The following is a 6,812-nucleotide window of genomic DNA, read 5'->3' as shown; positions in this document are numbered from 1 at the left end:
ATGTCTCATTGCAATCACCGGGTTATAGCTGTCTATGCAAACGCAGTAAAACACTTGATGTGCAATATAGAAATCGAGCAGGCAAAGGGTTCATAGACATCGTAGTAGATAGCACGGGCCTTAAAGTGTATGGAAATGGCGAATGGCATACGAGAAAACATCGTGCACCTAAGCGCCGAACTTGGCGAAAATTGCACTTGGCCGTAGATGCGACAAGTCACGATATTGTGGGTGCTGAGCTGTCGATGGTAAATGTGTCAGATGGTGAAGCCCTTGTCGATTTAATCAGGCCACTGCGTAGGAATATAGACAGAGTCACAGGTGATGGAGCATATGACACTCGCAGTTGCTATGAAGAAGTCGCAGCAAAAGATGCGATTATGCGGGTACCGCCAAGAGAGAATGCCCAATACTGGGAGGAAGGACATACCAGAAATAACGCCGTATTTATGATGCACCAAATAGGGTTAAAGCAGTGGAAAGTGAATTCAGGGTACCACCTTCGTTCACTTGCCGAGACGGCGATGTATCGTTTTAAGCAATTAATGGGTGATAAGCTCAAAAGTCGTCAATTCAATAGTCAGCATACTGAAACGATGATTAAAGTGAAGGCAATAAATAAAATGACTGGGCTAGGTATGCCCAAATATCAGCAACAGAGTTAAAACTGAGAAGTTGATTAGGAGTTAGCTATTTGATCAACAAGGCCCACAAGATTCATTTTTTAAAACAGACTATTGGGAAAGAGAATCTTTGAGCCGTTCAAGCAAAGCAAGGTATGGGTTGTTTAAACCCGGCGAACGTGTAATGAGGGTGTAACTTACTCTTTATACTGCATATGAGATTTTAACTCTCCAGCTATAAAAATGGCCTGAGCATTTAGCAGCACTCAGGCATATTTATACGATTAAAGCTAATTAGTTAACAGGTCACTCAAAGAGTATCGTCCAACCACTTAAAGAACTCACGTTACCAAACAATACCGTTTTGTGGTGTCAGCACCCAGTGATTTTCCTCAGGGAAGTATAGGAAACGGCTTTCTAAACCGCGCAACACTGCAGCTTGAAACGCTTGAATGCCTTGACCTAAAGGAATACGATAATCTTTACTCCCATGTATCACTAACATCGGTGGATCCCATTTATCTACATAATTGATTGGGTTAACGATGAAATGCTTTTTGCACATAAGTAAAATTCACTAAATTGAACACCTGAATGTGCGCTACGTTGCGCCAGAAAGTGCATTATTGAGTAGCAAGGTACTACTCCCGGGTCCAATAGTAAGTAACTTCGCGCCAGTCGTCGGCTTTCCGTTATAGCGCCTGACATAGATTTCACCATCTGGGCAGCGTTCAAAATAGGTGTAGTGAGGCTCACTTCCAATTATGGTACAGCCTTTGACCCGTAAAATTGAGTTAGGTAGGGCGTTGCAAAGCTCTTTAATAGCGGCGTAGCTTGGCAGTGGGGGTAGGTCTATAGAACTAGATGCCCAATGTGCTTTGTGATGCTCAAGGTGCTCAGCTTGATTCTGTGAAGGAGTAACTTCAGGTAATTGTTCTAAATCGAGCGCGTCAGACGATATTATTTTTGCGCTGGGGTTTAGCGATGATAACTGAGCTTTAACGTCGTTTCTTCGGCTTTTATCTACGCTATTTTCGTGTGTAAGTACAATGAGTGAAGAGACTTGGACTTGATTCGCTTCAAGTTCGTTGTGCTCTGCACGTAATTGCCAATTTTTAACATCAACCACAGATATTTGAATAGGCGGTAAAAAGCGCTCATTGATCCCAACGCCTAAAAACCCCATGAGTGAACACGCATCAGTTGTACCATTTGCCTCAATAAGTGTTATGCCTTTTTCGCGCTTTGGAATGCGGTTTACCGCTTCTCGCAATTCTGTGATGCCACTGCAACAAATACAACTCCCACTGAGTGCTTTTAAGTATTGAGGATCTAATTCATCACTTAATTGGTCGGTATCAAGCTGTGCATTTTCGTAATCATTTAACAGCACGAAAGGCTGCCACTGTTTTTCTAATGCGTTATTTACGAGTTTTTTTAGCAAGGTTGTTTTACCAGCTCCTAAAAAGCCCACAATTACTACGATTGCTTCCATTTTACTTCTCTTAATTAATACTGCGTTATTGATTTATTTGCATGATTTAAATGAAATATAGCGTAATCGTCATTACACTATATTTCATACTATAGCGTTGTATTTGGTAAATTATAAAACGTCACATAGCTCGTTTTAGCGATTGAACATTAAAGGCATCGCATTGTTATGATGTTCTAGAATGACGCCATGATCATAAACACATTGTCCATTGACAAAGGTATACCTTATACTGTGTGAGAATTGGTGGTCAACAAAGGGTGACCACGCACAGAGATAGTTATTATTTTTATGTGTTACTCGTTCACTGGCTGATGTGCTAATCGCCACTAAATCAGCAAAGTATCCTTCACGTATAAAACCACGTTGATGTATTTTATAGCGTTTTGCTGGGTTGTGAGATATTTTCTCTACCATTTTTTCAATGCTGATAACACCTCTTCTAACCTGATCTAACAAACTTAATAAAGCATGTTCTACAAGTGGTAAGCCAGCTGGTGCGTCGCTGTAAGCCGCTTGCTTTTCTTGCCATGTGTGCGGTGCATGATCTGTCGCAATTATATCAATTCGATCCTCATTGATGGCGTTTAGCAAAGCAAGCCTGTCATGCTCTGATTTAATGGCTGGGTTACACTTGATCAAATTACCTAATCGGTCATAGTCTGACTGGTTAAACCACAAATGATGTACACAGGCTTCTGCTGTTATTTTTTTTGTTTCTATGGGGCCGGGTGTAAATAATGCTAACTCTTTGGCTGTCGTAATATGTAATACATGCAAATCACTATTATATTTTTTTGCAAGATCGACCGCATAAGACGATGAAGCATAGCAGGCTTCGACATCTCTGATCTGGGGGTGGTGCTGGATTGTTAAATTTTGTGATGTGAGCCTGGCTAGATTTTGGCTGATGATATCGCCTTTTTCACAATGAGTGGCTATGAGAGTAGGGCACTCCCTAAATATTGCTTCTAATGCTTGCGGGTGTTCCACTAATAAATCACCCGTTGATGCACCCATAAACACTTTTACACCACATACAAGCCTGGGATCACAGGCTTTTATTTGCTCTAAGTTGTCAGGTGTCGCGCCTAAATAAAACGAGTAATTTGCCAAAGAGTTTTGCGCTGCAATATCATGTTTATGATTGAGTGCTATCCGTGTTGTGGTCGCTGGGCTAACATTGGGCATTTCCATATAGCTTGTGATCCCTCCCGCGACTGCAGCCCGAGATTCACTGGCGATACATCCTTTGTACTCAAGACCTGGCTCTCTAAAGTGCACCTGATCATCAATCATACCTGGAAGTAATAAGTCGCCCCCCAGATCAATTATCTGGTAGTGGTCTTTTGCGCTTATTTCAGAGGAAATAGTATCTATTGTGTCGTTACAGATCAGTAAGTCGGCATCAAAAGTATTATTCTCATTAACGATTTTTGCATTCTTAAGTAGGATTTTCTTCATTTTTAGAACCAAGTTATTTAAATGTCTAATGACAGTTTTTTCGTGTTAACGTGCCTATTTTTTCAGCTTTACTAGAGTAATCTATTACTAACCTTGCAGCTTATTGGGCGCGATATTTGAGTCTTGTTTAAATTGCAATTTATAAGTGAACATCCAATAGGTGTTATGTTATATTATAACACAAACACAGAAAGTAAAAGCTTATCATTAGACGTTTGTCGTATTGGGTTGTTTTAATACAAATTAACAGGGGCAACTGTGGGGATTGTCTTTTTTATTCTAAATAAGATTAGTTCTTATTTCCATTGATGCTATTTGATATGTTATAACAATATATATGTTTGAATGAGTGAAGAGAATGTAATGATAAAAACTGAAGTTGTAATTGTTGGTGCCGGGCCTGCCGGTTTAGGGTGTGCTGCACTGCTCAAGCAAATGGGAATTGAAGATACCGAATTAGTCGTTTTAGAGAAAGGTGAAATAGGCCAAACTTTTTTACAGTGGCCTGAAAGTATGCGCTTTATTACACCTTCTTTTCCATCAAATGGTTACCATCAGACAGACTTAAACGCCATTACTCCAGATACTTCACCGGCCTTTTCGATTGGTAAAGAACACCTTGATGGTAAAGAGTATGCACAGTACTTAAGTATCGTTACCCAGCATTACAATATTAAGGTTAAAACAAACACGTGTTTAAAGCGTGTTGTAAATTTGGCTGATGAAGATGGCTTTGAATTAGAAACTGAGTCAATGACTCTTCGTTGCAATTACCTTATTTGGGCTGGAGGTGAGTTCCATAGCCCAAATTTATCTGCGTTTCGTGGTGCTGAACTATGTAAACACAATAGTGAAATTTCGCAATGGAATAAGTTAGGCAATGGTGAATACTTGGTTATTGGGGGATACGAAAGTGGAGTGGATGCAGCCTATAATCTCGCGAATATGGGCAACCAAGTGACAATATTAGATTTTATTGGGAATGATGACACCAATACTTATGACCCAAGTTTGGTGTTGTCACCTTATACTGCAGAGCGTTTGGCCAACTTAAGTACGCGTGGCAATGTTGAATTAGACGATAAGTTTAGAGTAGAAAGTGTTGAAAAAGGAGATAAAGGATATACCGTCACATCGTCTTGCGGCAAGGTTATCTCGTCAAAGTTCCCACCTATCAACTGCACTGGTTTTGATATAAACCTAGGACCTGTGTCTAAGTTATTTGACTATCAAGCAAATGGATACCCGTCTATTAATAAGTTTGATGAATCTAGCAAAGTCAGCAATCTGTTTTTAGCTGGATCTCGTTTGTACCATGATCCAACTTTATTGTGTTTTATATATAAATTTAGAGGCCGTTTCTTCGCTCCATGTAGTGTAATTGGCGAAGAACTGGCACTCGATATGTCGATATTACGGCATTATAAAAAGTCAGGCATGATACTCAATGACTTAGATTGCTGTGTTGAGCAGGAGTGTTTTTGCTGATGCCACAGCATATTGAAGTGCAAACGTATTACCCAGAACCTCAGCAAGACAATCATTGGTTACTGATTGGTAAAGAAAGTGTCGGGAAGACTGCGTTTATAGAACGGCTGGTCGGGAATAAACCAACCAGTAGTAACTTGCAAGGAAGCTCGTTATTTTGCCATGAATACAGTTGGAATGACTACGCCATTATTGATACGCCCGGTATTCAAACACATATGGACAGTGTGGTCACATCGCAGGTATTAAAGAAGCTTCATAGCAATAAGCAAGTTATATTGATGGTCAAGTCGACAGACTTGATTGATGATTTGCACGACCTCTGGCCATTAATACAAAGCCGTTCAGGGATTGTGGTGATCACTTATTGGGACAAAGTGAAGCATAGGCCTGATGTTGCTCAAGAAGTAGCGCGTTTACGAAAAACGACCCAGCTTGAATGGATCACGGTAGATAATAGGTGTTTAGACCCACAGCAGCGGAACACTATTGATAATGCACTCAAGCAAGCAAGTGTTTTTCCAAGTGAGCCTCCTAAAATACTCGGAAACTGGTCAGTTGTGCCTAAAAAGGCATTTTTTGAAATGCCGATTGTTGGCCCGTTATTGTCTCTTATGTTACTTGTTTTACCAGCTTTAATCTCGGTATTGAATGCTAACGCGTTTGCTGACTGGCTTTATCCTGATACAGAAGGTGGGGTTGATTGGCTGATAGCGCGCTTTGGTGTCATGCCTGACGTATTGCATCACATGCTAATTGGAGAGTACGGCGTCATTTCAATGCTGCCTTTTCTATTGTTGTATGCATTACCAACGGTACTTATTTTTTCTGCCATTATCGCATTGTATAAAACAACGGGGCTAGTAGATAGGTTATCGTACTGCTTAGACCCGTTCATGCATAAGCTTGGGCTTAGCGGGCGTGATTTAGTAAGAGTTATTATGGGATTTGGCTGTAACGTACCGGCCATTATTCAAACCAGAAATTGCTCATGTTGTACACGAGGTACATGTGTATCAGCTATCTCGTTTGGCTCAGCCTGTTCCTATCAACTTCCAGCGACGATTGCGGTATTTTCTGCAGCGGGAAAACCATATTTGGCGTTACCATATTTGCTGTTTTTGGGACTTACGACGTGTTTATACCTGTTGGTAACAACCAGCAAATCGCAAAGGCGCGCGTCAATGTCTACCAATTTACTAAATCGGGGATTTTTACAGCCGCCAAATATTAGGTTTGCACTAAATGAGATGTTTGGCGTGATCAGGGAGTTTATAACGACAGCTTTGCCTCTTTTCATTGGTATTTGTTTTGTTGCCGGTTTTTTATCTTGGTTAGGTGTTATTGACTTTATAACGGCGCTTATTGCACCGGTTATGACGTTATTGAATTTACCTGAAGGGGCTGCAATTGCGGTTATTTTAGGGGCGATCCGCAAAGATGGATTAGCAATTGGGCTTATTGAAAGTTCATCTCAGAGTCTAAAAGTGGTAGGAATGTCTGATGTTCAGTTATTGGCGGCGGTTTACCTAGCGGGCGTGATGTTACCGTGTATTGTCTCTTTGCTTACCATCGTACGAGAAATGCGCTGGCACTTTGCGGCTAAAATGGCGTTACGACAAATGACTTGTGCATTTTTGTTTACCGCGGTGCTCAGCTGGGGGTGGGGTTAATAAGATGTTTTTAAAGTGCGGGCTTCACTCATAGCCACCTGAAAATAAGGGCTATGACTGAATGAAATC

6 protein-coding genes are annotated in these 6,812 nt (G+C 40.9%); 3 read left to right on the top strand and 3 right to left on the bottom strand.

Annotated features, from left to right (window positions below; genetic code table 11):
- Window positions 1–665: IS5 family transposase (locus CWC18_RS16150; protein ID WP_138675678.1), on the top strand; the 665-nt coding region annotated here is incomplete at its 5' end.
- A 304-nt stretch (window positions 666–969) separates the two neighbouring features.
- Here the strand turns inward: CWC18_RS16150 and CWC18_RS16145 are convergent.
- The 3 genes from CWC18_RS16145 to CWC18_RS16135 form a co-directional block, all read right to left on the bottom strand.
- Window positions 970–1,188 (bottom strand): alpha/beta hydrolase family protein, encoded by a 219-nt coding sequence (locus tag CWC18_RS16145; protein WP_249348256.1) that lies wholly within the window; start codon window positions 1,186–1,188, stop codon window positions 970–972.
- 36 nt (window positions 1,189–1,224) lie between these two features.
- A complete protein-coding gene (locus CWC18_RS16140; protein ID WP_138589495.1) occupies window positions 1,225–2,118 on the bottom strand; it encodes a GTP-binding protein in 894 nt (297 codons plus the stop codon).
- A 135-nt stretch (window positions 2,119–2,253) separates the two neighbouring features.
- Window positions 2,254–3,582 (bottom strand): dihydroorotase, encoded by a 1,329-nt coding sequence (locus CWC18_RS16135; RefSeq protein ID WP_138589494.1) that lies wholly within the window; start codon window positions 3,580–3,582, stop codon window positions 2,254–2,256.
- A 363-nt stretch (window positions 3,583–3,945) separates the two neighbouring features.
- Here CWC18_RS16135 and CWC18_RS16130 point away from each other — a divergent pair, with 363 nt between their 5' ends.
- A complete protein-coding gene (locus tag CWC18_RS16130) occupies window positions 3,946–5,070 on the top strand; it encodes an NAD(P)/FAD-dependent oxidoreductase (RefSeq protein ID WP_138589493.1) in 1,125 nt (374 codons plus the stop codon).
- The gene (locus CWC18_RS16125) at window positions 5,070–6,743 is read left to right on the top strand and encodes a nucleoside recognition domain-containing protein (protein ID WP_138589492.1); all 1,674 of its coding nucleotides are present in this window, start codon (window positions 5,070–5,072) and stop codon (window positions 6,741–6,743) included. The genes CWC18_RS16130 and CWC18_RS16125 overlap by 1 nt, the downstream gene beginning before the upstream one ends.
- The last annotated feature ends 69 nt before the right edge of the window (window positions 6,744–6,812 follow it).

This window comes from Pseudoalteromonas aurantia (assembly GCF_005886875.1).
Taxonomy (GTDB): Bacteria; Pseudomonadota; Gammaproteobacteria; order Enterobacterales; family Alteromonadaceae; genus Pseudoalteromonas; species Pseudoalteromonas aurantia_A.
This window is presented reverse-complemented; position numbering and strand designations above follow the sequence as displayed.

Bases quoted from the DNA above. Each gene is read 5' to 3' on its own strand.
- CWC18_RS16145 (WP_249348256.1), bottom strand. From the start codon at position 1,188: ATGTGCAAAAAGCATTTCATCGTTAACCCAATCAATTATGTAGATAAA.
- CWC18_RS16140 (WP_138589495.1), bottom strand. From the start codon at position 2,118: ATGGAAGCAATCGTAGTAATTGTGGGCTTTTTAGGAGCTGGTAAAACA.
- CWC18_RS16135 (WP_138589494.1), bottom strand. From the start codon at position 3,582: ATGAAGAAAATCCTACTTAAGAATGCAAAAATCGTTAATGAGAATAAT.
- CWC18_RS16130 (WP_138589493.1), top strand. From the start codon at position 3,946: ATGATAAAAACTGAAGTTGTAATTGTTGGTGCCGGGCCTGCCGGTTTA.
- CWC18_RS16125 (WP_138589492.1), top strand. From the start codon at position 5,070: ATGCCACAGCATATTGAAGTGCAAACGTATTACCCAGAACCTCAGCAA.